The organism is Microbacterium sp. lyk4-40-TSB-66 (genome assembly GCF_030209475.1).
Classification (GTDB): domain Bacteria; phylum Actinomycetota; class Actinomycetes; order Actinomycetales; family Microbacteriaceae; genus Microbacterium.
In genome coordinates, this window is sequence record NZ_JARVRW010000003.1 from 257,904 (window position 1) to 282,846 (window position 24,943).

The 24,943-nt window shown below is 67.4% G+C and carries 20 protein-coding genes; 9 read left to right on the forward strand and 11 right to left on the reverse strand.

Annotation, left to right across the window (positions count from 1 at the left end; genetic code table 11):
* Positions 1–120: 120 nt before the first annotated feature.
* Positions 121–1,548 (reverse strand): CCA tRNA nucleotidyltransferase, encoded by a 1,428-nt coding sequence (locus tag QRO03_RS06300; protein ID WP_285136673.1) that lies wholly within the window; start codon positions 1,546–1,548, stop codon positions 121–123.
* 172 nt (positions 1,549–1,720) lie between these two features.
* Entirely contained in the window at positions 1,721–3,232 is a 1,512-nt protein-coding gene (locus QRO03_RS06305; protein WP_285136674.1) for a DUF7059 domain-containing protein, read from the reverse strand.
* 106 nt (positions 3,233–3,338) lie between these two features.
* On the opposite strand from QRO03_RS06305, the gene QRO03_RS06310 reads away from it, so the two are divergent.
* The 4 genes from QRO03_RS06310 (at position 3,339) to trxA (ending at position 8,590) form a co-directional block, all read left to right on the forward strand.
* The gene (locus QRO03_RS06310) at positions 3,339–5,549 is read left to right on the forward strand and encodes a DUF6049 family protein (RefSeq protein WP_285136675.1); all 2,211 of its coding nucleotides are present in this window, start codon (positions 3,339–3,341) and stop codon (positions 5,547–5,549) included.
* The gene (gene murJ / locus QRO03_RS06315; RefSeq protein WP_285136676.1) at positions 5,546–7,144 is read left to right on the forward strand and encodes a murein biosynthesis integral membrane protein MurJ; all 1,599 of its coding nucleotides are present in this window, start codon (positions 5,546–5,548) and stop codon (positions 7,142–7,144) included. Before QRO03_RS06310 ends, murJ begins: the two co-directional genes overlap by 4 nt.
* Before the next feature lie 73 nt (positions 7,145–7,217).
* Complete coding sequence (trxB, locus tag QRO03_RS06320) at positions 7,218–8,204, forward strand: thioredoxin-disulfide reductase (protein WP_285136677.1); 987 nt, start codon at positions 7,218–7,220, stop codon at positions 8,202–8,204.
* A gap of 62 nt (positions 8,205–8,266) precedes the next feature.
* Positions 8,267–8,590 (forward strand): thioredoxin, encoded by a 324-nt coding sequence (gene trxA / locus QRO03_RS06325; RefSeq protein WP_055952687.1) that lies wholly within the window; start codon positions 8,267–8,269, stop codon positions 8,588–8,590.
* A 207-nt stretch (positions 8,591–8,797) separates the two neighbouring features.
* Here the strand turns inward: trxA and QRO03_RS06330 are convergent, their stop codons facing one another.
* The 9 genes from QRO03_RS06330 to rpmH form a co-directional block, all read right to left on the reverse strand.
* On the reverse strand, positions 8,798–9,145 hold the full coding sequence (locus QRO03_RS06330; protein ID WP_425488142.1) for a tryptophan synthase subunit alpha: 348 nt from the start codon (positions 9,143–9,145) through the stop codon (positions 8,798–8,800).
* A gap of 82 nt (positions 9,146–9,227) precedes the next feature.
* A complete protein-coding gene (locus tag QRO03_RS06335; RefSeq protein WP_285136678.1) occupies positions 9,228–10,202 on the reverse strand; it encodes a ParB/RepB/Spo0J family partition protein in 975 nt (324 codons plus the stop codon).
* On the reverse strand, positions 10,202–11,128 hold the full coding sequence (locus QRO03_RS06340; RefSeq protein ID WP_285136679.1) for a ParA family protein: 927 nt from the start codon (positions 11,126–11,128) through the stop codon (positions 10,202–10,204). Before QRO03_RS06340 ends, QRO03_RS06335 begins: the two co-directional genes overlap by 1 nt.
* A 3,578-nt stretch (positions 11,129–14,706) precedes the next feature.
* Entirely contained in the window at positions 14,707–15,336 is a 630-nt protein-coding gene (gene rsmG / locus QRO03_RS06345; RefSeq protein WP_285136680.1) for a 16S rRNA (guanine(527)-N(7))-methyltransferase RsmG, read from the reverse strand.
* Positions 15,337–15,343: 7 nt separating this feature from the next.
* The gene (locus QRO03_RS06350) at positions 15,344–15,847 is read right to left on the reverse strand and encodes a Jag family protein (protein ID WP_502883008.1); all 504 of its coding nucleotides are present in this window, start codon (positions 15,845–15,847) and stop codon (positions 15,344–15,346) included.
* A 14-nt stretch (positions 15,848–15,861) separates the two neighbouring features.
* A complete protein-coding gene (gene yidC / locus QRO03_RS06355) occupies positions 15,862–16,935 on the reverse strand; it encodes a membrane protein insertase YidC (protein WP_285136682.1) in 1,074 nt (357 codons plus the stop codon).
* Between the two features lie 2 nt (positions 16,936–16,937).
* Positions 16,938–17,294 (reverse strand): membrane protein insertion efficiency factor YidD, encoded by a 357-nt coding sequence (yidD, locus tag QRO03_RS06360; RefSeq protein WP_285136683.1) that lies wholly within the window; start codon positions 17,292–17,294, stop codon positions 16,938–16,940.
* A complete protein-coding gene (gene rnpA, locus QRO03_RS06365; protein ID WP_055952708.1) occupies positions 17,291–17,629 on the reverse strand; it encodes a ribonuclease P protein component in 339 nt (112 codons plus the stop codon). Before rnpA ends, yidD begins: the two co-directional genes overlap by 4 nt.
* A gap of 8 nt (positions 17,630–17,637) precedes the next feature.
* A complete protein-coding gene (rpmH, locus tag QRO03_RS06370) occupies positions 17,638–17,775 on the reverse strand; it encodes a 50S ribosomal protein L34 (RefSeq protein ID WP_055952712.1) in 138 nt (45 codons plus the stop codon).
* A 294-nt stretch (positions 17,776–18,069) separates the two neighbouring features.
* On the opposite strand from rpmH, the gene dnaA reads away from it, so the two are divergent.
* From dnaA to gyrB, 5 genes are all read left to right on the forward strand, one after another.
* Positions 18,070–19,497, forward strand: coding sequence for a chromosomal replication initiator protein DnaA (gene dnaA / locus QRO03_RS06375; RefSeq protein ID WP_285136684.1), 1,428 nt, complete (start codon positions 18,070–18,072; stop codon positions 19,495–19,497).
* A gap of 451 nt (positions 19,498–19,948) precedes the next feature.
* Positions 19,949–21,100 carry a DNA polymerase III subunit beta gene (gene dnaN, locus QRO03_RS06380; RefSeq protein ID WP_285136685.1) on the forward strand — a complete coding sequence of 384 codons (1,152 nt, stop codon included), beginning with the start codon at positions 19,949–19,951 and terminating at the stop codon, positions 21,098–21,100.
* Positions 21,101–21,146: 46 nt separating this feature from the next.
* On the forward strand, positions 21,147–22,301 hold the full coding sequence (recF, locus tag QRO03_RS06385; RefSeq protein WP_285136686.1) for a DNA replication/repair protein RecF: 1,155 nt from the start codon (positions 21,147–21,149) through the stop codon (positions 22,299–22,301).
* Entirely contained in the window at positions 22,294–22,782 is a 489-nt protein-coding gene (locus QRO03_RS06390) for a DciA family protein (RefSeq protein WP_285136687.1), read from the forward strand. The genes recF and QRO03_RS06390 overlap by 8 nt, the downstream gene beginning before the upstream one ends.
* 119 nt (positions 22,783–22,901) lie before the next feature.
* Positions 22,902–24,938 carry a DNA topoisomerase (ATP-hydrolyzing) subunit B gene (gyrB, locus tag QRO03_RS06395; protein ID WP_285136688.1) on the forward strand — a complete coding sequence of 679 codons (2,037 nt, stop codon included), beginning with the start codon at positions 22,902–22,904 and terminating at the stop codon, positions 24,936–24,938.
* Positions 24,939–24,943 lie beyond the last annotated feature (5 nt).

Sequence of the window (24,943 nt, forward strand, 5' to 3'; positions counted from 1 at the left end):
CCGTGGTGCGCTTTCGCAGGCCGCTCGCAGGCACCCCGCCGATCACCCCGGCAGGGCCCGGCGCGCTCGGGGCCGCGAACAGGCTCCCGAGCACGACTCGCCGCCGCACCCCCGTCGAGCTCAGCCCCGCGCCGCCCACCACTCCCGCAGGCGCTTCTCGGCCTCGTCCTCGCCGACCACGCCCTCATCGAGCCGCAGATCGAGCAGGAAACGGTAGGCCTCGCCCACCTCGCGCCCCGGCTTCAGCCCGAGCACCTCCTGGATGCGATTGCCGTCGAGCTCGGGGCGGATCGAGTCGATCTCCTCCTGCTCGCGGAGGGCGGAGATGCGCGCCTCGATGTCGTCGTAGGCGGATGCCAGTCGCTGCGCCTTGCGCTTGTTGCGGGTGGTCACATCGGCCCGGGTGAGGATGTGCAGGCGCTCCAGCTCGGCCCCGGCGTCGCGGACGTACCGGCGCACCGCGGCATCCGTCCACGCCCCCTCGGCGTAGCCGAAGAACCGCAGGTGCAGCTCGATGAGACGCGTGACGACGGTGGTGGTCGCCGCGTCGAAACGTAGAGCCTGCAGGCGCTTGCGGGCCAGGCGCGCACCCTTGACGTCGTGGTGGTGGAAGGTCACGCCCCCGCCCGGCTCGAGGCGTCGCGTGGCGGGCTTGCCGATGTCGTGCAGGAGGGCGGCGAGGCGCAGGGGCACATCGGGGACGGCATCCGGATGCCGGATCTTCTCGAGCGCGATGGCCTGACGCAACACGGTGAGGGAGTGCTCGTAGACGTCTTTGTGGTGATGGTGCTCGTCGATCTCGAGGCGCAACGCCGGCACCTCGGGCAGGAACTCCTCGATCAGTCCGGTCTCGACGAGCACGCGGATCCCGCGGACGGGGTCATCGGTCTGGAGCAGGCGCACGAGCTCGGCCTGCACGCGCTCGGGACTGACGATCCCGAGCGACGCCCGCAATTCGGCGATCGCGTCGAAGGTCACCCCGTCGACGGTGAAGTCGAGCTGCGACGAGAACCTCGCCGCGCGCAGCATGCGCAGGGGGTCGTCGCCGAAGCTCACGGCCGGATCGATGGGGGTGCGGAGGCGCCCGGCGATCAGGTCTTCGACGCCGCCGGTCGGGTCGACGAGCGTGCGTGCGGGCACGCGGAGCGCCATCGCGTTGACGGTGAAGTCGCGACGGGTGAGGTCGGCCTCGAGGGTGTCGCCGAACTCCACCGTGGGCTTGCGGGTGACCCCGTCGTAGCTGTCGGCGCGATAGGTGGTGATCTCGACCTGCTCGCCCTTGACGCGTGCGCCGATGGTTCCGAAGGCGCGGCCGACGTCCCACTGCACGGAGGAGACGGGCTTGATCAGCGCGAGGATCTCGTCGGGGCGGGCGTCGGTGGTGAAGTCGAAGTCGTGCGTGGTGCGGCCCAGCAGCGCGTCGCGGACGGGGCCGCCGACGATCGCGAGATCACGGCCGGCGTCGGCGAAGGCACGGGCGACGGTGGCGACGACGGGGTGCGCGGCGAGCTCCTTGAGGCGCGCGAGACCCTCGGCCATGTTCAGCATGTCTTCGAGCCTATCCGGGGGCGCCGACAGCGACCTTGCGCCTCTCGGCAGCTTCATCGAGTGTCCGGAACACCCGGATGCCACGGCATCCACGTCCGGGTTTCATGGACACTCGCCTGGCTCGCACCCCCGGCGGAGCAGCCCCGGCCCCGGCCTGCCCCGACCGCGCACCTCAGTCGGCGAACGAGACGAACCCGGTCACCAGCAGCTCGCGCACGCGCGGCAGCAGGTCGGCGCGGAGGTGCGCGGCATCCACCTCCATCAACTGCGCGATGGCGTCGATCAGCACGCCGACGGCCAGATCGCCGTCGCACGCGCCCACCAGCGCCGCGAGAGCCGGGTCGACCTCCATCCGCCGCGCGAAGCCTCCGCCCTGGTGCAGCTCGATGACCGACGGGTCCCCCTCACCCGGACGGTAGTGGCGCGCCTCGGTGACGTCGGGCGCCACTTGCAGCACGCTCGCCGCGAGGTCGTCGTGGTCGAGCAGGGCCGCGCGGTCGTGCGCGGCGAGGCAGGCTGCGAGGTGCGGACCGAACGCGGATTCCCCGCCCCCCGCGACGCGCTCGTATCGCGCCAGCGTGGGGCCACCGGCGAGGGGCTTCCGCAGCAGCAGATACCCGAAGCCCACGCCCGTCACACCGCGGCGGGCGAAATCGTCGAGCCAGGCGTCGATGAGACGTCCGTGGGCCGCCGTTCCCGGAACCGTGCCGCCGTCACGCACCCACAGCTCCGCGTAGGCGAGCGGATCGAGCACCTCGCGCTCGATCACCCAGGCATCCATCTCCTCGCCCACCCACGAGCGGACGCGATCGAGTCCCGCTTCACCCTCGCGGTACTCCCAGTTGCCCAACGACTGCGCGACGCCGCCGGGGGAGAGGTGCGAACCGACCCCCGCGACGACGGCCTCCACCAGCGAATCGCCCTCCATCCCCCCGTCGCGGTACTCGTAGGCCGGAACCCCCTCGACGCGGGGTGTGATGACGAACGGGGGATTGGATGCCACCCGGTCGAACGTCTCACTCGCGACCGGGTCGAAGAGCGAGCCGTGCCGCGTCTCGATGCCGTCGACGCCGTTGAGCAGGGCGTTCAGCCGCGTGAACCGCAGCGCCCGCTCGGAGATGTCGGTCGCGACGACGTGATCCACGAGCCGGCGCAGGCGCAGAGCCTGGATGCCGCACCCCGTGCCGACGTCGAGGGCGGTCCGCGCGCCGCGGGTCAGTTGGAGGCGGGCGAGGGTCTGCGAGGCCCCGCCGACCCCCAGGACGTGGTCTTCGGGGAGAGGTCCCTGCAGCGCCGCCTCGTCGAGGTCGCTGGCGATCCACCATTCGACCTCCCCCGCGTCGTCCGAGAACGCCTGCGGGCGCACCACCACCGCGGGGCGCACGTAATCTCCCTCGACATGCACGAGCCCCAGCGCGGCTGCACCGTCGACGCCCAGCGACCGTAGGGCCGTATCAAGTCGCTCGCGATCCACGGTGAGACCGAGCCCCCACAGGCGCCCCAGCACGGCGAGGGCGTCGTCGCGGCTGCCGAGCGCACGCTCGGCCGGACGGCGGAGGCCCCGCGCCACGGCGTCGTCCGCGTGCGCGCCCCACGCCTCTCGGAGCGTCACGCTCACATAGTCGGCGGCGCTGAGATCGGCGGCGAGCGCCTGGCAGAGGCGGGGGTCGGGTTCGGGGAGCACCGGTCCATTCAAGCGTCTGCGCGAGGCTATCGGGGGGCTTCAAGGCACGCGGGCCTAGACTCATCGCGATGCGAGGCCCCCTCGTGCCACCGACGCTCGTATGACCGTGACCTCCCCGCCTTCGGGCTCTCCCGTGCTACGGCGCCCCCTCGCGCGCCGGCTGCTGGCGACCCTTGCCGCCGGCGCGCTCGCACTCGGTGTGACGCTTCCGTCGGCCGCCGCGTGGGCAGCGTCCCCTGAGCCTTCTCCCTCGCCCTCGACGGTCGCCTCCGCGCTGTCGGCGGCCCCCGCGGCGAACGGCATCCTGCGTCCCGGCGACCCCCTGTCGGTCGTGGTCACGGTGTCGGCGGGATCCCTCTCCTCCCCCGCGACACCCGTCGCCCTCTCGATCGGCTCGACTTCCCTGGGCGACGACGCCTCGCTCGACCGCTGGCTCGGGGGCGACTCGTCGGGACAGACCCTGCAGCAGGTCGCGACGGGAACAGTGGATGCCACCGCCTCCGGCGCCCAGAGCTCGGTCACGCTGAGCGTCCCCGCGACCGATCCGGCCCTCGCCGGGCGCGGTGCGGGGGTCTACCCGGTGCTCGTGTCGGCGGCGGGCCTGACGGCACCGAGCGTCGTCGTCGTCCCGACCGACGGTCCCTCCACCCCGATCGCGCTCGTGGTGCCCATCACCGCGGCCCCCCTGACGCGGGGTCTGCTGACCGGAAACGAACTGGCGGAGCTGACGGCGGTCGACGGAGCACTGTCGGCCCAGCTCGACGCCGTCGACGGCACCGCCGCGACCCTCGCCATCGACCCGGCCATACCGGCCGCGATCCGGGTCCTCGGCTCCGCCGCACCGCCCACCGCGGTGGCCTGGCTGCAGCGACTGCTCGCGCTGCCGAACGACAGGTTCGCGCTGCAGTTCGGCGATGCCGACATCGCCGCGCAGCTGCAGGCCGGGCTGAGCGCCCCGCTGGGCCCGACGTCACTGCAGTCCTACATGACGGGATCGGATTTCACCGGCCCGGCGCCCGCGGTGTCGGCAGTCTCGAGTCCCGCGCCCGCCCCTTCCGCGAGCCCAGGACAGCCGAGTTTTCCGACGCTCGAGACATTGCTCGACATCGGCTCGGCGACGTCGAACGTCTTCTGGCCGGCCACGGGGTCGGCCGGGCCCGAGACGGTGGCGGCTCTCGGCGCCCAGGGAACCCCCGAGGAACCCACCCGCGTCCTGACCGCGTCGACGAGCGTGGCCGGCGGTTCCCGCGTCGCCGCCGCCTCCGTCGCGGGCGTTTCGACCCCGGTGTACGACGCCGAGGTCTCTCGGGTGCTCGCCGCCGCCGCCGGTCAGAACGACGCCACGCGCCGCAGCGCGTCGCTGGCCGCCGCGCAGGGGTACCTGGCGGTCGCGCGCAGCTCCGCCGGCGACCAGCCCGTCCTCGCCGTGCTCGACCGTGGCACCGACCGCTCGCGCGTGAGTCTGCGCGCGACGCTCGGCCTGCTCTCGACTGCGCCGGGGTTCGCGACGTCCACGCTCGCGGAGGTCTCGGACCGACCGGCATCCGAGATCTCGCTCGTCGCTCCCACGGTCGATCCGACACGGGCGACCGAGGTGGGCGACCTGCTCGCCGACGAGCAGTCCGTCGACCGTTTCGCGACGATCCTGGATGAACCCGAGTTGCTCACCGGCCGCGAACGCGCCGAGATGCTGCAGGTCATCAGCGTCTCGTGGACGGGCGACCCCGCCCGACAAGCCGTCGCCGACCACCGTGCCGGTACGCAGACGACGCTCGACTCCGTCGGCATCCTCTCCTCCGACTTCCGCCTCGTCAGCTCCAGCGCTCCGCTGCGGCCCTGGGTGCGCAACGACCTCCCGTGGCCCGTCACGGTGGTGCTCGACGTCAGCCCGAACGACGCGCGTCTGCGCGTGCAGGACCGCACGACGGTGGAGGCGCAGGCCGCGGCCAACACCCGCGTCGAGGTGCCCGTCGAGGCACGTATCGCCAACGGCGAGGTCAGCGTCGATCTGCAGCTCTACAGCCCCACCGACCAGCCGGTCGGGACCCCGCAGCGGGTCGACGTCGAGGTGCGCGCCGAGTGGGAGAGCATCGGACTGATCGTCATCGTCGTACTCGTGGTGGGCTTCCTCGGTCTCGGTGTCGTGCGGACCATCGCGCGTCGCCGTCGAACGCGCGCAGAAGACGAGTCGACCCCGGCTCTGGATGCCGACACCCCCGTCGACGGCATCGGCGTGAAGGGTCCGGATGACGACGGGCGCAGCCCCGCCGAGTCCGCGGACGAGACCGCACCCGACGAACAGGAGATCCGCCCGTGAGCAGTATCGGACGGGCGAGTGTGCTCATCGGAGCGGGGACGATCGTCTCCCGCGTGAGCGGGCTGCTGCGCACCATCGTGCTCGTCGCCGCGATCGGATCGTTCAGCGGAGCCGGTGATGCCTTCGCCGTGGCGAACCAGCTGCCGAACAACATCTTCGCGATCATCTCGACCGGTCTGCTGACCGCCGTCGTCGTGCCGCAGATCGTCAAGGCCGCCGCCCATGCCGACGGTGGTCAGGCCTTCATCTCGAAGCTGTTCACCCTCGGCACCGCGGGGCTGCTGGGTGCCACGGCTCTGGCGATGATCGCGGCCCCTCTGCTCGTGCAGGTGTACGCCAGCAAGTTCGCGCCCGACCAGCTGGCGCTGTCGACGGCGTTCGCGTACTGGTGCCTGCCTCAGATCTTCTTCTACGGCCTCTACGCGTTGCTGGGCGAGATCTTGAACGCGCGGCGGGTGTTCGGTCCCTACACCTGGGCACCGATCGTCAACAACGTCGTGTCGATTGCGGGCTTCGGGCTCTTCATCCTCGTCTTCAACGGTCCCCAGGGCGCCGTCTCCGCGTGGACACCGAGCATGATCGCCCTCCTGGCGGGAACGGCGACCGCCGGCATCGTGGTGCAGACGCTCGTGCTGCTGTTCTTCTGGCGACGCGCGGGCCTGGCTCTTCGTCCCGACTTCCAGTGGAAGGGTGTCGGACTCCGCCACATCGGGCGTCTGGCGGGGTGGACGTTCCTGATGGTCGTGGCGGGACAGCTGGCCGGCATCGTGCAGTCCAACGTCCTGTCAGGCGCCTCGGGGAACGACCCGGCCATCTTCGCCACGCAGAACGCGTGGCTGCTCTTCATGCTGCCGTACTCGATCATCGTGATGTCGATCGGCACCCCGTACTTCACGCAGCTCAGCGAGCACGCCGCCGCCGGCCGCGACGGCGAGGTGCGCCGCGACATCGCGAGCAGCATCCGCACGCTCGGCTTCTTCATCGTCGCCTCGACGGCTGCCCTCGCCGTCGCCGCCGTGCCGGCCACCCGCATCTTCACCAACAGCGCCGAGGAGGCGGCTGCCGCCGCTCCTGTGCTGCTGTGCTTCCTGCTGTGTCTGGTGCCCCTCGCCGTGCTATTCGTCGTGCAGCGCACGTTCTACGCGTACAACGACACGAAGACGCCCTTCTACTTCACGCTCGTGCAGTGCGCCCTCGTCGCCGCGGGCGCTCTCCTGGCGGGCGCCGCCTTCGAACGCAGTGAGCTCGCGGCCGGGGTCGCGCTGACACAGTCGGTGGCCAGCATCGTCCAGGTCGTCATCGCGACCGTCCTCCTCCATCGCCGCCTGGACGGCATCGGCACCGCCTCGTGGCTGCTCGCGCTCGGCCGCTTCACGCTCGCGGCGATCCCCTCCGCCGCGGCCGGCTACGGGGTCTGGCTGCTGTTGGGCGGCGTCGACGGATGGACGACCGGCAGCGCCCTGACCGGTGCCCTCGGAGCCGCCGTCCTGGGCTCGGTCGTGCTGGCCGTGTACGTCGGCATCCTCGCCGCGTTCCGCACGCCCGAACTCGCCCCCGCGCTCACACTCGCCCGGCGACTCCTCCCCAAGCGCTAGCCCTGCGGTCGTGGAATACCCCGCGGCTAGCATGGGTTTCATCCGACGGAATCAACGAGAGGAAGGCGCAAACGTGCGTCACGTCATCATCATCGGATCGGGCCCGGCCGGCTACACCGCCGCCATCTACGCTGCCCGAGCCAACCTCGAACCCCTCGTCGTCGCGAGCTCCGTCGAAGCCGGCGGCGATCTCATGAACACGACCGAGGTCGAGAATTTCCCCGGTTTCCCCGACGGCATCCAGGGTCCCGACCTCATGGCCAAGATGCAGGCGCAGGCCGAGCGCTTCGGCGCCCAGGTGCTCTACGACGACGTCGTGTCGCTCGACCTCGAGGGCCCCGTCAAGACGATCACGCTGGGCAGCGGCAAGGTGGAAGAGGCCGTGACGGTCATCTACGCCACGGGATCGGCCTACCGCAAGCTGGGCCTCGAGGGTGAAGAGCGCCTCTCCGGGCGCGGCGTCTCATGGTGCGCCACGTGCGACGGTTTCTTCTTCCGCGACCGCACCATCGCTGTCGTGGGCGGTGGTGACTCGGCGATGGAAGAGGCGAACTTCCTCACCAAGTTCGCGTCCAAGGTCTACGTGATCCACCGCAAGGACTCCTTGCGCGCCTCCAAGATCATGCAGGAGCGCGCGTTCGCGAACCCCAAGATCGAGTTCATCTGGAACAGCGCCGTCGACGAGATCCTCGGTGACGACGCCGTCAACGGCGTACGTCTGCGTTCGACCGTCGATGACACGACGCACGAGTTGCCCCTCGACGGTCTGTTCGTCGCGATCGGCAACGACCCGCGCACGCACCTGGTGCACGACAAGCTGCAGCTCACCGACCAGGGCACCATCTGGGTCGACGGACGCTCGTCGCGTACCTCCGTCCCGGGCGTGTTCGCCGCCGGCGACGTCATCGACCCCACCTACCGCCAGGCGATCACCGCTGCGGGCAGTGGCACCGTCGCCGCCCTCGACGTGGAGCACTTCCTCGCCGCGCGCGGCGAGGCGGGCGAACCCGCCGTCTCGGAGAGCCCCATCGAGGGTCTCCCCGACGTCGCGGTCGTCTGAGGAACAAATCGAGGCTCACCGGCGTTTTCACCCACTGAAGCTTTCATCTAAGGAGATATGCAATGACTGCCAAGGCGACGACCTCTGCCACGTTCGAGCAGGACGTCCTGCAGGCCGACGGACCCGTGCTCGTGGACTTCTGGGCCGAGTGGTGCGGACCGTGTCGCATGGTCGCGCCCGTCCTCGATGAGATCCAGAACGAGAACGCGGGCAAGATCACGGTCCTCAAGCTCAACGTCGACGAGAACCCCGACCTCGCGATGAAGTACCAGATCACCTCGATCCCCGCCATGAAGGTGTTCCAGGGCGGCGAGGTCAAGACCACGATCATCGGCGCGAAGCCAAAGTTCGCGCTGGAGCAGGATCTCGCTCCGTTCCTCGGCTGAGACATCCTCACGAAAGCCCCGCGTCCTCACGGACCGGGGCTTTCGTCGTTCTCGGGGCTTCGGCGCCGCCCTGCGTCTCCGGTCGGGTCGCATCGGCGACGGGATCTGGCTCCGGATGCCGAGGCTCGGCGCCACCGCACCGTGCCGGACCCTCGCACCGGCCGACCGTGACGTCACGCCAGACGCTCGCAGCGCGCTGAGCGGCCGTCAGGACGCGTCGAGCCGCACGCTGGCGTCCCAGCGGCGGTGCGGCTCTTCGTCGCCCAGAATGCGCCACACAGCGCGTGTGAGGGGCGGGTAGTCGAGGGAGATCTGCCGTAGCACGCGGTAGTTGCGCGACCGGTTGGGGCGCTGGCCCCCGTTCTCGGCGATGTTCTCGGCGCGCAGAGTGAGTACCACGAGCTCGTCGACACTCGGCAGGTCTTCCATGAAGTCCCAGGGGTCTTCGCCACCGCGCAGACGCTCGTGGATGAGCACGGCCAGCTCGTCGGACGCCTCCGCGCGCAGCAGCTCGAGGCTGGCGCGGCGGCGCAGGGTGTCGTCGTTCGCTGTCACCATTCCAGCGTACGTCGGGCCGCCGACACCGAGGTCCACGATCGGACGCGCCACGGCGACAACGACCCGTGTCGGAGTGTGATCAGCCGGTGTAGCCGTCTTCTCCCAGGGTCGACAGGATGCGATTGAGATCCTGAATCGAGGCGAAATCAATGCTGATCTGGCCTTTTTTTGCACTGAGAGACACGCGGACCTTCGTGTCGAACCGATCTCCGAGTCGATCGGCGATCTGGTCGAGGCCCGCTTGACGAGCACCGGACCTCGGCTTCTGGCGAACGGGCACCACCCCGGGCATCTTCGCCGCCGCCTCGGCGGCGCGCACCGACAGATCTTCGTTCACGATCTTGTCCGCGAGCTTCTGCATCTCACGGGGGTCGTCGAGCGACAGAATGGCGCGAGCGTGACCCGCGCTCAAGACACCGGCGGCAACGCGCTGCTGCACCGGCACTGGCAGCTTCAAAAGACGGATGGTGTTGCTGATCTGGGGACGCGAGCGTCCGATCCGCGTCGCCAGTTCCTCCTGCGTGATGCCGAAGTCCTCGAGGAGCTGTTGATACGCGGAAGCCTCTTCGAGAGGGTTGAGCTGAGACCGGTGCAGGTTCTCGAGGAGTGCGTCACGAAGGAGGTACTCGTCTTCGGTCTCCCGGACGACCGCGGGAATCGTGGCGAGGCCGGCTTCGCGAGCCGCGCGCGTGCGACGCTCGCCCATGATGAGCTCATACGTCCCGTCGCCCTTGTCGCGAACGACCACGGGTTGGAGCACGCCGAACTCACGGACGGAGTGCACCAGCTCGGCAAGGTCGTCAGAATCGAAGTGCGTGCGCGGCTGACGCGGATTGGGCACGATCGCTGCGGGGTCGACATGCACGAGGCGTGCGCCCGGGACGGAGACGAGCTGAGCGTCAGCGTCTGGTGCGGCGTCGGCGGTCGCCGACGCCTTCTCCTTCTCGGATGCCGACGCACCCGGGAAGAACACGTCGACGGGGCGCGCCTCCGACGGTTCGGCGGTGGGGATCAGCGCACCGATACCACGACCCAGTCCGGTCCTCTTAGCCATCAGGAATCCTTTTCGGTGGTGTCGCGAGCGACGATTTCGACAGCGGCTTCGCGGTAGGCGATGGCGCCCGCCGACTGGCCATCGTAGGCGATGACCGTCTGCCCGAAGCTCGGCGCTTCAGAGACACGGACGGAGCGGGGGATGACGGTGTTCAGCACCTCGTGGGAGAAATGCGAGCGAACCTCTTCAGCCACCTGCTGCGCAAGCCGCGTGCGACCGTCGTACATCGTCAGCAGAATGGTCGAGACATGAAGCTTCGGGTTGAGGTGCTTCTGAATCATCTGCACGCTGCCGAGCAACTGGCTGAGCCCCTCGAGCGCGTAATACTCGCACTGGATGGGAATCATGACTTCATCGGCAGCCGTGAAGGCGTTGATCGTGAGAAGACCGAGCGACGGCGGGCAGTCGATGATCACGAAGTCCAGGTGGTTGTCTTCGATCTCCAGGTATTCACGGAGGGCGCCCCGTAGGCGGTGCTCACGGGCCACCTGAGAGACGAGTTCGATTTCGGCGCCGGCGAGATGGATCGTACTGGGTGCGCACAGCAGCGCGGGGGACTCAGGGCTCGTCTGGATGATGTCGACAAGCGGAACGTCGTTGATGAGAACGTCATAGACGCTCGGCGTCTCGGCGTTGTGAGCCACACCGAGGGCGGTGGAGGCATTGCCCTGGGGGTCGAGGTCGATGACCAGGACGCGCGCGCCCACCGATACCAGAGCGGCCGCCATGTTGACCGCGGTCGTCGTCTTGCCGACTCCACCTTTCTGGTTCGACACCGTGAACACGCGGGTACGACCAGAGAGTTTGACGTCCTTAACTTCGAGCGCACGCCGTCGCGCGGACAGATCGGCAATCTCACGAGCGATCGGGGAGTCGTCGAGCGAGAAGGACGAAGATGCCTCACCGGATTGTTTCACGTGAAACACCTCTCACCTTTGGCGGACGTGCCCAGTCTACCCGTGCCGTCTGACATCGCTTGCGGCGGTCCGGCCTGCGCACGGACGGATGCTGAGCTCATGGAAATCGTGCCATGTCGTGGGTCAGTTCAGCAGAGGCGCAGTACTCGCGGATGCGGTAGGGATGTACAGAGATGGCGAATGGGTGGGCGCCGAGCTCAGTTCGGTTCGGGCGAGATGATCCTGTCGGCGCTGAGATCGAGTGTCAGTCCGCGCAACACCTGTCTAACCGGACAGGGGTTGCTTATCGGCCGCTTCACGTTCTGGGCGCATCGCCACCTCGACTGCCGCGCGCCGTTTCACGTGAAACATTGCCGGCGCGCGCGAGCCTTGACCTTGGCTCGGTCACCTTCATCCGGAAGCTCGCGTGAGGCCCGCTTCGACAGATTGACGGCGCTTTGCCAGAGTGTGGGCACATCGCCCCACGGCAACTTTGGGTCCCCATGACCACCAACGACCGCCTCTCATCCGACGCGGGATAGTCCCGGGATCCGCTGAACCACCGGCAAGTTGATGAGGCTCTCTACCCCGTCGTCCTACCCATTGCGGCCTCGCATCCTTGCCAGGAGCGGAGGTCCTGATTCGCTCCAGTTCATGTACGCCATTCAGGACGGCCGCCTGAACGCCGGAAGTCCTCAGGCGCAGACGTAAGCGCCCGCCCAGATGGCAACCATGTGGGTCCTGAAGATCGACGAGCAACAATGAGACGAGTTGTGTACACGAGCACGGTTGGGAGGCGGACCCGAGGAGCGGGACTTGAATTGCACTCACTCCCACTCACGGGAGACCTTGCGATGTTTCACGTGAAACACTGCGGGCTCCGCGTCCCGAATGACGGGCCGAGAGGTCTCCTCGAGAGGGCGACTCCGCCGGGCATGCGGTGAGAACTGCCTCCGGCTGCGTAGGTCTCCTCAACGTCTGTAGCAACCGCTCCGCGGGCGGGCAACGCTGCCCCTCGGGAGTCGATACCGAGAGGACGGCTATCGACTGCCGCACGCTGTGCGGGTCCGGTATGAGGTGTCCGTACGCGCCGGGTGAGCGGACGGCGTCCGTTTCACGTGAAACACCGAACGCGCGGAATCTCGCACCTATCTAGTTCGATCGGGTGAGCACGGCTGGCCCGGATCAGACCCGGAGCACCGCCCGGCCTCTCGGCCAGCGGAAGCATCGCGGTGTTCCGGGGCAAGCCCTGTCGCCGATGCGCGATCGTCCTGCGCGAGAGGCGACTTCCGCATTGGGGGTGATGCAGCGCAAACGGACGACGGCGCCGGCGTACATCTGCCACACCTCAGCCTCACTGACAATGACAGCGCCCAGCGTCATTTGCAGCCCGAGTGTCGATGGCGTCCACTAGCTGCGCGAAAGGGTCTGGGGCGCCTCACACCTTCCTCGAATGTGTCGATTCGGCCTGTGATGTGGTCAAGGATCACGACGGATCCTGCACACCCGCACCCCCGCTTCGAATCGCGAGCCACCCGTGCCATCCCGGATCCGCGCCATTAACCGCCAACGCAGATCGGGAAACCCGATCATCCGTCGAACTGACCGCGAGCGTCGTCCATCTTCGCGGAGATTGCCGCCGTAGCCCGCCGCCTCGTAGCGGCGCGGACGAGGCATGTTTCACGTGAAACATGATCCGTTCATCTCCCGAAAGTGATCCATCGGGCCAGGCAGCTGCGCGAACCGACAGCGTGTACCCGATGACTAGATGCTAGAGCCGGCGACGACGTCGTCGCGAGTCGTCGCTCGAGGCGAGGATTGAGATGCGCCTCTTCGCGGACAGCCGTGAGCGAGCGCCTCGGAGACGCCCCCGAGGCAGGGGAGCGCCGTGGCGTCTCCGCTCGCGGAGTTAGCCGTCATGCACCCACCCTCAGGCAAGCCGAGTGTCGAGGTACAGCCCTACCTCTCAAAGGTCGGCTGCCATCGAGTAGCCCACTGCGAGGCCGGCTGATTGGCTGCAGGTTCTCCGTCCGCGTCGACATTCGGCGTATTCAACCCGTACTTTGCGCGCGCATCCCACGCGCCCGGCAGCGGCGGAGCACAATCGACCGCTAGCTGTTCGACTCGCATCCCCAGGTCCACTCATGCCCAACAGGACGAGATGGAAGTAGGCGCGACACCTCGGCGGATCGTATGGAGCAGCTTGCCCGGCGGGATCTGCACTCGCTCGCGCCTGCGCAACCGCGTCAGCAGCGGAGGACGCCATGTGAGACGCCGACACCCCACGGATCCCGAGGCGCGAGCTCAGTCGCACCTCGACATCGCGCCCCATCGCTTCGGTGACGCCCCTTTCGCCCGGCGCGAGCATGGGTGAATGCTTACACGCGACGGGAACGTTTAGGGAACCCTTCTGACTCACCGACCTAGGACAGTCCGTACCCCGCGACCTGACCGCGAACGGATCTGCGAGATCAGTCGACCCCGTCTCAGCGGCCATGTTTCACGTTAAACGCTAGACCGACTAAAAATGCACGGCGATGGCCCCTCTGGGACGCGCGGGCACTTCCGCATCGCATTCGCTGCCGTACGGGGTCGCTTCATCCCGCGCCTCAGGTCCGGGATCCGAGCGCGGGCACTTCCGCATCGCAATAGCTGCCGTGCGGTGTCGCCTCGTCCCGGACCTCCGGTCCAGGATCCGAGCGGGGACCCCTTGTCACGGTGAACCACGGATAGAAACCACGCAGAGCGATTCCGCAAACCCAAGTGCCCCTCCGCCTCACCCTTGGTTATCAGGGCCGGCAGCGCGTGTCGACCAGTCCAGTACCGTCCCGATACAAGGACGTGCCGTACCCGGTCAGGCGTTCCACGTGAAACATGAGGCGCGAGAAATAGAGGCCGTGAAGACGAGGAGCCCGACGCCACACTCACCGCCCTTCCCCGTCACGGGCCACGGTGGCGTGCGGCCACTGTGCGTACCCGACGAGAGGCGAACCTCGAGCATGGAGACGTTCCCGCACACCTTGCCGGCACGCAGACGCGCGACCACCGCGGCACCTCAAGCGGGGGTTCGAAGTGGACCACCTGCCGCGGACGGTGGGGGACCGGCCGGCGCGGAGGCCTCGCCCCCTTGCCGGCGTCCACTCCGCGACCAAGCCGAGGCGCCCAACACCGCCGCTATGGGAATCCAGCACCATGGCGTGATCAAACGCGCACCTCCGAACACCGGTGTGCCACACCTGAACCGCAAGTAACGCCCGCCTTACGCACGCACGGAAGTACGTACCGACTACGCGCAATCGATCCCCAGCGGCCGGGATCATCACCGATGACAACCGGACCGCTGTTGCCGGCGTCGCAGTGGCAACCTCCGTACATCAGCTGAGGGCGCGGCATCCATCAACGAAGAGCTTCTGCGCCCACCCGCACCTCCGCAACCCGCGGCCGGTTCAGGGGAGCGGCGCGGGACGTCGTGAACACCACACGGCACAAGGGTCCAGTCTTTCGCGAGACAAAGGCAAAGAGTGAACTTCATCCGTCACGCCCGAATGCGGGAAAACGCCACGACGCTGAGGTCGACGGGGGCATCGCATGTTTACATGCGCGACGACCTACCGGCTGACGGTAGCGAGGAACACCCGCGTCGGTTCCTCTAAAACACCCTCTCCGACGACCTCTACCGACACGTCCTGCAGTCCGTACTGCCGGATCTGCTTGGCAGCGGCATCGATCTCTCGACCCACATTCGCGCCCTTCAGGAAGACGAGTCGTCCGCCAGGACGCACCAGGGGAGCGGTGTACGCAAAGAGAGTACGCAACGCGCTCACCGCGCGCGCCGTGGCGACGTCGAAGACGCGCCCTCGAGCCCACTCCTCACCGCGCATGCGCTCGACGCTCACGTTGTCGAGTTCGAGCTCGGCGACCTGCTCCGACAACCAGGCGGTCCGGCGCTCCATCGGCTCGATGAGCGTCCACTCGACGTCAGGTCTCGCGATCGCCAGCACGAGCCCGGGCAACCCCGCTCCCGATCCGACGTCGACCGCAGCTCCCTTGAAGAACGGTGCCGTGATCGCGCTGTTGAGGATGTGTCGCGTCCACAGACGTGGCACTTCCAGCGGACCGATCAGTCCCCGTTCTTCGCCGTGCGCCGCCAGGTTCGCCGTGAACCTCCGCGCGACATCGATGCGGTCACCGAAGATCTCCGCGGCAGTGACGGGCTCGGCCTCGAGCTGTTCCGGCATCCGGTGATCAGCCCCGACGCAAGACGGTGTGCCTGTCCGCACCCTCGCCGAACGACTCGGAATCGTAACCGCGGTCCGCCGCGATGTCATGCACGAGCTTGCGCTCGTAGCTCGACATCGCGGGCAGCGATGCCTGAGACGCACCCTCGACGAGACGCTCGATGGCGCGGTCGACGAGCATCTCGAGCTGACGCTGACGCGCGTCACGCGACCCTCCGATGTCGAGGATGAGTCGCGAGAATCGGCCGGTCGCGTTCTGAACGGCGAGGCGGGTGAGCTCCTGCAGCGCCTGCACCGTGTCGGGGTGCGAGAGGCTCGAGAGCGAGTCGGCGTCGTCGGCCTCAACCGACACGTAGGCGCGGCCGGCACGCACATCCATGGCGAGATCGCCGTCGATGTCGGCGATGTCGAGCAGACCCTCGAGGTAGTCGGCGGCGATGTCGCCTTCTTGCTCGAGCTGCTCTTCGGTGGCGGCGGTCTGCTCGGGGGCAATCTGATCGGACGTCGTCATCATGATCTCCGGGGTCAGGAAGCGGGTGCGGATCCGGAACCGCCGGCGGCTCCGCCCGCAGCGCCGGTGTTCTTGGTGGTCTGTTGCTTCTTGGCGCGCTGCTTGCCCACGGGCTGCTGACGCTTCGGAGCCGCGGCGCGCGCGCGCTCGGCCTCCTCGAGAAGACGCTGCTGCTCGGCCTGGTACTTCTCCATCGGCACGACCTTGCCTGCGGCGTCGATGGCCTTGCCCTTGCGGGCCAGGCGCTCTTCACGCGCCTTCGCCGCGTCGGAACCGGGTGTCGGCATCTCGCGGATGACGATGAACTGCTGCACCATCGTCCACAGGTTGCTGACGAACCAGTAGATGACGACGCCGAGCGGGAAGAAGACACCGGAGAAGATGAAGGCCAGCGGCAGGATGTAGAGCATGATCTTCTGCATCTGGTACGCCTGACCGGTCTTGGCCTCGGGCGACAGGTTCTTCGAGATGATCTGCAACTGCGTGAAGAACTGCGACGCGATCATCAGCACGACCAGGGTCAGAAGGATCGCGACAGTCACCTGACCGTCGGGCTGGCCCCACGCGGTCACCAGATTCACGTGCATCGAAGCCACGTCGAACAGGCGCGCGTCGTAGAACTCGCGCGTGAGTTCGGGCGTCAGCAGGCCCACGCCACCCTGGTTGCTGGTCGCGTGCTTCGCGACGTCGTTCAGCACGCTGAACAACGCGAAGAAGATCGGCATCTGCACGAGCAACGGCAGGCAGCTCGAGACCGGCGTGGTGCCGTGCTTCTTGTACAGCGCCATGGTCTCGCGGCTCATGGCCTCACGGGAGAGCTGGTCTTTCTTCCCGCGGTACTTCTCCTGGACCTTGCGCAGCTCCGGAGCGATCTCCATCATCTTGCGCTGGCTCTTGATCTGCTTCACGAAGAGCGGGATCAGGGCGGCGCGGACGATGAGGACGAGGCCGACGATCGAGAGCACCCACGTCAGACCTGCTGCCGGCGGCATTCCCATCGCGGTGAAGAGGGAGTGCCACCCCACCAGCACGAGCTCGACCGCCCATTTCAGCGGCCAGAGGATGGTCCCAATGAGATCGAATTGCACGATCAGTCCTTTCGGGCGGGCACGACGAATCCGTGCCGAGTGAGTTCGTGACGGAAGGCCCGATGAGGACGGACGTCGTCGATGCCACCCTGAGCCCAGGGATGACACCGTGCGAGACGGGCGGCGGTGAACGCGACGCCCTTCACGAGTCCGTGCTGCTGCACGGCGCCCACCGAATAGGCGGAGCACGAGGGGTAGTACTTGCACACGTCGCCGTAGACGTGCGAGATCGTCGACCGGTACGCGTGCAGAAGCGCGAGGCAGGCGTTCCGAGGAAGGAGCGGGACGGATGCCAGGACGGCCCCGGGCGTGAGCTGACCGGAACCCGTGGCCGATGTGGGAAGAGTCGAGGCGCTCATGCCGACGCTTTCCGTTCCAGGCACCGCACCACGTCGGCGCGGAGCGTCGCGTAGTCGGTCGCCGCCGCCGAGGGGAGGACGCGGATGACGATCGAGGCGCCCCCGCGGATGGACGGGAGCGCCTCGGCGCACACCGCTTTGAGGCGGCGGCGAATGGTGTTGCGTGTGACGGCCGAGCCGACCTGGCGGCTCACGATGAAGCCGAAACGCGGTGCATCGGTCTCAGCCGACGTTCCGACGTAGGTGACGGTGTGCGCTCCGGCACAACGAGAACCCCGTCGGACTGTGGCTTTGTAGTCCGATCCGCGGGTGAGTCGGTTCGGCTTCGCGAGCACCGGGTCTGTCAGGCCGAGAGCTCGGTGCGGCCCTTGGCGCGACGCGCCGAAAGGATGCCGCGGCCGGCACGCGTGCGCATGCGGGCACGGAAGCCGTGCTTCTTGGCACGGCGACGGTTGTTGGGCTGGAAGGTGCGCTTGCTCATGGGTCACTCCGGAGGTGGTGTCGCCCGATGCTCTTCTGCCGGGGACGGGGTCGGGACTGCCTTATAGGCATAAGTCAACCGACTAAGGCTACGTCGTGAGGGGCGTTAACTCAAACCGAGAACGCGACCGCCCATTATCCCCAGGCGTTGTCCACAAGCGTGGCAAAGACACGCGGCCGGGTCCTACAGTGGATTTTGCTCCGCAGGAGCCGCGAACTAGCGTGGCCCCGGAAGTTATCCACAGGTTCGACGCGACTCGTCGATCGCCCGTCGCGTCTAGATCCCGGAGGGGATATGTCTCTGCACGAAGTACCGGATGTCCCCGTCTGGTCAGCCGTGCTGGACCATCTTCTCACCGACGACCGGGTCACTCCGCAGCTGCACGGGTTCCTCAATCTGGCCGTTCCGCAGGGTGTGATGGGCGGCACGCTCTACCTCGACGTCCCCAACGACCTCACCGCGGCGCAGTTCAACAAGCGCATGCGAGCGCCCATCCTGGAGGCCCTCGCGCAGGTGCAGGGGAGCGACCCCGACGTCGGAACCTTCCGGGTCGTGGTCAACCCCGACATCGTCGAGTCCCACCGGACCGGCGGACCGGGGGGCGGCGACCGCAACGCCTCCTCACCGACCATCGCCGTGCATTCGAACGTCATCGACCAGGCCCCGGAGCCGATCGTTCCGGCGTCGCGCAACGACACGCGTCTGAACCCCAAGTACACCTTCGATAACTTCGTCATCGGCCAGTCCAACCGATTCGCCCACGCGGCGGCGGTGGCTGTGGCCGAAGCTCCCGCGAAGGCGTACAACCCGCTGTTCATCTACGGTGACTCGGGTCTCGGCAAGACGCACCTCCTCCATGCCATCGGCGACTACGCCGCGAGCATGTACGCCGGCATCCGCGTGCGATACGTCTCGAGCGAGGAGTTCACGAACGACTTCATCAACTCGATCGCGAACAACCGCGGTTCGGCCTTCCAGGCGCGCTATCGCGACGTCGACATCTTGCTCATCGACGACATCCAGTTCCTGCAGGGTCGCGCCGAGACGCAAGAGGCCTTCTTCCACACCTTCAACACCCTGCACGATCACGACAAGCAGGTCGTGATCACCAGTGATCTGCCACCGAAGCAGCTCACGGGTTTCGAAGACCGGATGCGCAGCCGCTTCGAGTGGGGTCTGATCACCGACGTCCAAGCGCCCGACCTCGAGACCCGCATCGCGATCCTCCGCAAGAAGGCGCAGAGCGAGCGACTACTGATCCCCGACGACGTACTCGAATACATCGCGACGGTCGTCTCGTCGAACATCCGTGAGCTCGAGGGCGCGCTCATCCGGGTTTCGGCCTTCGCCAGCCTCAACCGGTCGACACTCGACATGTCGCTCGCGCAGACGGTCTTGCGCGACATCATCGATCAGGATGACGCCAACGTCATCTCGCCGACCGACATCATCACGGCGACGGCGCAGTACTTCAAGCTGTCGGTCGACGACCTCTACGGTTCCAGCCGTTCGCAGGCCGTGGCCACGGCGCGCCAGATCGCCATGTACCTCTGCCGTGAACGCACGAGCCTGTCGCTGCCGAAGATCGGTCAGCTGTTCGGCAATCGCGATCACACCACGGTCATGTACGCCTACAAGAAGATCAGCGACCTGATGAAGGAACGCCGATCGATCTTCAACCAGGTCTCGGAGATCACGAGCCAGCTCGGACGTATGCGCTGAGCGCCGCTCTTACGGAGGGGTCCGTCCACAATCGTGGATCGGACCCTTTCATGTTTTTCGGCCTCTGATCAGGCATACAAGCCTGCACGCAGGGGGTTTCCCACGAGGTTCTTCACAGTGTGGAAAACCTGTGGATAACTCGACTTTCCTGCGGATGACGTGTGCACGAATGCCTTAACCCTGTGGACGGCTGACCCTCGCCCACCACGTCCGGCTCTGTTAACAGCACAGGTTCACCGCCGTCCGTCCACAACGACGAACCCCCTCGTTCCCTGGTGTTAACACGCATGTCGGAAGTTATCCACAGAGTCCACAGCGGTTAACAAGATGAAGACTCCATCTCTTAGTTAAGGCAGATTCGATGACCTTGCCGTGCCGGCAGCGCTCGGCGTGCCCGTCGCAGAGGGGGCACTAGCATGGGAAAGCCATACCCGCCGTCAAGGGAGCACCCGTGAAGTTCCACGTCAATCGCGATGTGTTCAGCGAAGCCGTCTCGTTCGTGGTCAAGCTCCTGCCCCAGCGCAATCCGCAGCCGATCCTGGCCGGTGTGCTCATCGAAGCCGGTGAGCAGGGACTCACCCTCGCGGCATTCGACTACGAGGCCTCCGCGCGCACGACCATCGAGGCCACCGTCGACGAACCGGGCACGATCCTCGTCCACGGTCGTCTGCTCAGCGATATCGCGAGCCGTCTCCCCAACGCGCCGATCCAGATCGCCGTCGACGACGACGGAGGGATTCTGCTGACCTGTGGTTCGGCGCGATTCACCCTGGCCTCCATGCCCGTGCAGGAATACCCCGCGATCCCCGAGGTCTCCGGTGAGTCCGGCCTCGTGCCCGCCGACGAATTCGCCACGGCCATCGCCCAGGTCGCCTTCGCGGCCTCGCGCGACGACGTGACTCCGGTGCTGACCGGTGTGCAGCTCGAAGTCACCGGGACGCAGCTCAGCCTCGTCGCCACCGACCGTTACCGCGTCGCGCTCCGCGAGATCCCCTGGGACGGCGGCGCCGCGGCATCCGACGAGCCGACGTCGGCTCTGGTGCCCGCCCGCACCCTCCAGGAGGTCGGCAAGACCTTCGCACACGGCGGCGATATCTCGATCGCGTTCTCGGGCTCCGGTGACCGCGAGATCATCGCCTTCTCGTCGGGCAACAAGACGGTGACTTCGCTGCTCATCAAGGGCAACTTCCCGCCGGTTCGTCGACTCTTCCCCGCTCAGACGGAACACCACAGCGTCGTGAACACCGCCGATCTCGCCGAGGCGGTGCGCCGTGTCGCGCTCGTGCTCGACCGATCGGCGCCGTTGCGGTTCACGTTCGGCCCTGACGGTGTCTCGATGGACGCATCCGGCACCGAGCAGGCCCGGGCGACCGAATCCGTCGACGCGACTCTCGTGGGCGACGAGGTCACGCTCGGTCTCAACCCGCAGTACCTGCTCGAGTCGCTCGGCGCGGTGCGGAGCGAGTTCGCCCGCATCACGTTCACCTCGAGTGACAACGCCAACAAGCTCAGCCCTGTTCTGGTCACGCCCCAGACGTCGATCGACAAGGGTGGCGAGGGATCGTTCAAGTACCTGCTGCAGCCCAACCTGCTGTTGCGCTGAGCCGGTGTCCTCCGGCCGTGTCGGAGGGGGCGGGTAGTCTGACCCGGTGATCGTGGAGCAACTCGGACTGAAGGACTTCCGCAATTACGCGGAAGCCGATGTCCCGCTCTCGTCCGGGGCGAACGTCTTCGTCGGCCGGAACGGTCAGGGCAAGACAAACCTCGTCGAAGCCGTCGCCTATCTGGCCACCCTCGGTTCGCACCGGGTGTCCAACGATGCCCCCCTCGTGCGCGATGGGACGGATGCCGCCATCGTCCGAGCGCGGCTCGGGCACGGAGAACGTACCGTGCTGCTCGAACTGCAGGTCAACCGGCAGGGGGCGAACAAGGCCCGGGTCAACGGCGTGAACGTGCGCACCTCCGAACTCCCGCGATATGCGCAGGTCGTGCTCTTCGCTCCGGAAGACCTCCAGATCGTCCGCGGCGACCCGTCGGCTCGGCGCCGCTTCGCCGATCAGCTGATCGTGCAGCGCACGCCGCGGATGGCGGCCGTGTTGGGTGACTACGACCGGGTCCTGCGGCAGCGCAGCGCATTACTGAAATCCGCCCGGGCTCGGGGGCTCCGCGGTGACGCACTCAGCACACTCGACGTCTGGGACGACAAGCTCATCACCCTCGGCACCGAGGTGATCGAGGCGCGTCTGGCGCTGGCATCCGATCTCTCCGACCCCGTGGCCCGCTCCTACGCGGCGATCGCGGGTGCCGATCACGAACCGCGTCTGTCGTGGGCGTTGTCGGTGGGCGGGGGCGACCCCGAAGAAGGGAGTCCCGCGGCCGCGGATCGTTCGTCGGGGCCGCTCGCCGAGCAGTTCCGGGCGGCACTCGTCGCCCGGCGCTCGGCGGAGCTCGAACGCGGGCTCACCCTCGTCGGTCCTCACCGCGACGATCTTGTGCTCCAGGTTCGCGGCCTCCCCGTGAAGGGGTACGCCTCCCACGGAGAGTCGTGGTCGGTCGCCCTGGCGCTGCGATTGGCATCCGCAGAACTCCTGCGCGCCGAGTCTCGGCTGGGCGATCCGGTGCTCATCCTCGACGACGTGTTCGCCGAGCTAGACGTCGGACGCCGAACCCGCCTGGCGGAACTCGCGGGCGGCTACGAGCAGGTCATCGTCACCGCAGCCGTCGAAGAAGACGTACCCGACGCCCTCCGGGCGCATGTCGTGCGGGTCGACGCCGGCCGCATCATGGAGCCCGGCGATGAGTGACGAACCCGAACTGCCCGAGACGATGTCGACCTACCTGCGTCTCCGGGGCCTCGAACCGACGCCCTATCGCAAGAAGAAGCGTCGACGACGTACGGATGACGGAGAGAACGCCCCCTTCACACCCGGCCGCGATCCGCGCGGCCTCGGCGACGTCCTCTCCGCGCTCACCCATTCGGCCGGGTGGGAGGCCCAGCTCTCGCGCGAGGACCTCGTGCGCACGTGGGACGAAGTGGCGGGAGCCGATACGGCCGCGCACACCCGGCCGGTGGCACTGGATGCCGGAACGCTCACCGTCCAGGCCGACTCCACCGCCTGGGCGAAACAGCTGCAGCTCATGCGCGCGCACATCCTGTCGGAGATCCTCCGACGTTTCCCTGAGGCAGGGGTCGAGGCGATCCGCTTCGTAGGGCCGGACGTCCCCTCCTGGAAATGGGGGCCCAGAGCCGTTCCAGGCCGCGGTCCGCGCGATACCTACGGCTAGGCCATGGTCGATCCCGACTCGACGTGATTTATCCCCGCGTAGGGGCGTACACGCCATTTCGAGGACGGGCGCGCGGTAAGATGGAGGTTCCGACGAATCGATCTGGAGCGCGTTCACTCATGACGTCCGAAAACCCCGACAGCGTTTCCGAGGAACCCGTAGCGACCACCCCCGCGAAGGTTCCCAACGAGTACGGGGCAGACGCCATCCAGGTGCTCGAAGGGCTCGAAGCCGTTCGCAAGCGTCCCGGCATGTACATCGGTTCCACCGGTGAGCGCGGGCTCCACCACCTCGTGCAGGAGATCGTCGACAACTCCGTCGACGAAGCCCTCGCCGGCTACTGCGACACGATCGACGTCACGATCCTCAGCGACGGTGCCGTCCGTGTGATCGACAACGGTCGTGGCATCCCGGTCGACATGCACCGCACGGAGGGCAAGTCCACCGTCGAGGTCGTGCTGACCGTGCTGCACGCCGGCGGCAAGTTCGGCGGCGGCGGCTACGCGGTGTCGGGCGGTCTGCACGGCGTCGGTTCGTCCGTCGTCAACGCCCTGTCGACGCGCCTCGAGGTCGAGGTGCAGCGTCAGGGTCACGTGTGGCGCCAGTCGTTCCGCGACGGCGGTGTGCCGCTCGCCCCTCTCGCGAAAGAGGAGGAGAGCGACAAGACGGGTACCACCATCACCTTCTGGCCGGATGCCACCATCTTCGACACCGTCGACTTCGACTACGACACGCTGCGTACGCGCTTCCAGCAGATGGCGTTCCTCAACAAGGGGCTCCGCATCAGCCTGCGAGACGAGCGCCCCCAGTCGATCGTGACCGAGGGCGAGCCCGGTGAAGAAGTGACGGCGCCGCGGCACGACTCGTTCCTGTACGAGCGCGGGCTGGTCGACTACGTCGAGCACCTCAATCGCGTGCGCAAGGCCGACGTCGTCAACGACGAGATCATCGAGGTCGAGTCCGAGGACACCGATCGCAAGATCGCGCTCGAGCTGGCGATGCAGTGGACGACGGCGTACACCGAGAACGTCTTCACCTACGCCAACACCATCAACACCCACGAGGGCGGCACGCACGAAGAGGGCTTCCGCGCTGCGCTGACGACGCTCGTCAACCGCTACGCGCGCGCGAACAACCTCCTCAAGGAGAAGGACGACAACCTCACCGGTGACGACATCCGCGAGGGTCTGACCGCGGTCATCTCGGTGAAGCTCTCCGAGCCGCAGTTCGAGGGCCAGACCAAGACCAAGCTCGGCAACACCGAGGCCCGCGCGTACGTGCAGAAGGTCGTCGGCGACAAGCTCGGCGACTGGTTCGACCGCAACCCGGGCCAGGCGAAGAACATCATCCGCAAGGCCATCGACGCCGCGACCGCCCGCCTCGCCGCCCGCAAGGCGCGCGAGACCGCGCGTCGCAAGAGCGTGTTCGAGTCGGCCGCGATGCCCGACAAGCTCAAGGACTGCACGTCGAAGGATCCCTCGATCAGCGAGATCTTCCTCGTCGAGGGTGACTCCGCCGGTGGCTCGGCGGTGCAGGGTCGCGACCCGCACACCCAGGCGATCCTGGCGCTGCGCGGCAAGATCCTCAACGTCGAGCGCGCCCGTCTCGACCGCGCCCTCGGCAACAAAGAGGTGCAGGCGATGATCCAGGCCTTCGGCACGGGCATCGGCGAAGACTTCGACATGGCCAAGGCGCGGTATCACAAGATCGTGCTCATGGCCGATGCCGACGTCGACGGCCAGCACATCACCACCCTGCTGCTGACGCTGCTGTTCCGCTACATGCGCGGCCTCATCGAGGCGGGTTACGTCTACCTCGCTCAGCCGCCGCTCTACCGCCTGAAGTGGTCGAACCACCCGCACGAGTACGCCTACAGCGACCGCGAGCGCGACGCGATGCTCGTGGACGGACAGGCCTCCGGTCGCCGCATCCCCAAGGACAACGGCATCCAGCGCTACAAGGGTCTCGGCGAGATGAACGACCACGAGTTGTGGGAGACCACGATGGACCCCGAGACGCGCACGCTCAAGCAGGTCACGATCGACGACGCGGCCTCGGCCGACGAGATCTTCTCGGTGCTCATGGGTGAAGACGTCGAGTCGCGTCGTACCTTCATCCAGCGAAACGCCAAAGACGTCCGCTTCCTCGACATCTGATCGCG